Origin of the sequence: Nocardia sp. NPDC059154 (assembly GCF_042755705.1) — a bacterium.
Lineage (GTDB): Bacteria > Actinomycetota > Actinomycetes > Mycobacteriales > Mycobacteriaceae > Nocardia.
Window position 1 is genome coordinate 1 of sequence record NZ_JBHZCS010000198.1, and the last position, 1,502, is coordinate 1,502.

Genomic DNA, 1,502 nt, shown 5'->3' on the forward strand with positions numbered 1-1,502 from the left:
GCGACCGGGTGGATGGCGTACTTGACCTCGACGCCCTTGGCCTCGAGCAGGGCCGCCATCTCCTTGACCGCGTGCTGGGCCTGGGCCACGGCCATACCGTAACCCGGGACCACGATGACCTGGTTGGCGTAGGCCATCTGGATCGCGGCGTCCGCGGCGGAGGTGGCCTTGGCCTGCTTCTGCTCACCGCTGCCACCCGCGCCCGGAGCCGTTGTGCCGCCGCCGAATCCACCGGCGACGATGGCCGGGATGGACCGGTTCATGGCCTTGGCCATCAGGTTGGTCAGGATGGTGCCGGACGCGCCGACGATCATGCCGGCCACGATCATGGCGGTGTTGTCCAAAGCCAGACCCGCGGCCGCGGCCGACAGACCGGTCAGGGCGTTGAGCAGCGAGATGACGACCGGCATGTCCGCGCCGCCGATCGGCAGCACGACCATCAGGCCGAGGACGCCCGCGAGCACCAGCACCGCGATCATCCAGTACTGCGGCACACCGTCATTGGTGGCGCCGATGCCGATGACCACGGCCGCCGCGATCGCACCGGCGAGCAGCAACAGGTTCAGCGGCTGCTGCAGGCGGCCGACGGTGATCGGCCTGCCCGATAGCAATTCCTGCAGCTTCGCGAACGCGATGCAGGAGCCCCAGAACGAGACCGAGCCGATGATGGCCGCGAACAGCGAGGCGATCACGATGTGCACCGAGGGCTGCTCGTGCACCTGGGAGAAGCCCTTGGTGTCGAGGAATTCGGCCCACGCGATGAGCGCGACCGTGCCACCGCCGACGCCGTTGAACGCGGCGACCAGCTGCGGCATGGCGGTCATCTTGGTGAACTTGGCGGGCGGCACGCCCAGGCCGATGCCGACCACCAGACCGGCGACGATCAGGATCCAGTTGTTGGTGTGGCGGATGGAGATGAGCGTCGCGACGACCGCGATGCCCATGCCGACCGCGGCGATCCAGTTGCCGCGCACCGCGGTCTTGGGGCCGGTCAGGCCCATCAGACCGTAGATGAACAGCGCGAACGCGGCGATGTAGAGAACGTTGACCAGATTGTCCATGGGGTTACTCGCCCGCCTTCTCTTGTGCGGCAGGCTTCTTCGCCTTGAACATGCCCAGCATGCGGTCGGTCACGACGAAACCGCCGATGACGTTCAGGGTTCCGAACACGACGGCGACGAACAGGATGATCTGCATCAGCACCGACGGGTGCGCCACCTTGCCGAACACCACCAGCGCGCCGAGTACCACGATGCCGTGAATGGCGTTGGTGCCGGACATGAGTGGGGTGTGCAGGGTGTTGGGCACCTTGGAGATCACGGCGAAGCCCACGAACCCGGACAGCACCAGGATCGCGATATTCGCCAGCAGTTGGGTGTACATCAGGCTTCCACCTTCTGAGCGCTGGGCTCGCTCCGCTCGCGCGTGACGCAGGAATCCGCCAGCACCTGATCCTCGAAATCCGGTGCCAGCGCACCGTCTTTCAGCATGAGTTCGAGCAG

At 66.4% G+C, this 1,502-nt stretch carries 2 protein-coding genes; both read right to left on the reverse strand.

From position 1 onward, the window contains the following. Positions 1-1,061: NAD(P)(+) transhydrogenase (Re/Si-specific) subunit beta (locus tag ACFXN1_RS51785; protein ID WP_379464189.1), on the reverse strand; the 1,061-nt coding region annotated here is incomplete at its 3' end. A 4-nt stretch (positions 1,062-1,065) separates the two neighbouring features. Further along, positions 1,066-1,383, reverse strand: coding sequence for an NAD(P) transhydrogenase subunit alpha (locus ACFXN1_RS51790; RefSeq protein ID WP_379464191.1), 318 nt, complete (start codon positions 1,381-1,383; stop codon positions 1,066-1,068). Positions 1,384-1,502 lie beyond the last annotated feature (119 nt).

Excerpts from the sequence above, each read along its gene's own strand:
- ACFXN1_RS51790 (WP_379464191.1), bottom strand. The coding sequence starts at position 1,383 with ATGTACACCCAACTGCTGGCGAATATCGCGATCCTGGTGCTGTCCGGG.